Raw genomic sequence first — 270 nt, forward strand, 5'->3', positions numbered from 1 at the left:
CAATTTTAAGCTAATTTTGAAACAAAGTTCTCATCATAAGGCAAACCACTTTTTGCGATAGCAAATGCCTGTTTTAATAATTTATTTGCTACTGCTATTAATGCCAGTTTTTTACTCTTTCCTTTTGCTACAATTCTATCAAAAAGTGCCTTACAAGCTTTGTTATATGTACAAGCTGAAAGTGCTGCTAAAAAAACCATATTCCGTAATTTCCTATTCCCTACCTTACTTATCCTGCTACGTCCCCTTACGCTACTACCAGACTCCCTT

Annotated in this window: 1 protein-coding gene; it reads right to left on the minus strand. The window is 34.8% G+C overall.

Annotated elements, in window-relative coordinates:
• Positions 1-5 precede the first annotated feature (5 nt).
• Positions 6-270, minus strand: a 265-nt coding sequence (locus H2O73_RS21105; RefSeq protein WP_182110807.1) for a transposase, incomplete at its 5' end; no start/stop codon positions are given.

It is taken from the genome of Vibrio marinisediminis (assembly GCF_014050145.1).
Lineage (GTDB): Bacteria > Pseudomonadota > Gammaproteobacteria > Enterobacterales > Vibrionaceae > Vibrio > Vibrio marinisediminis.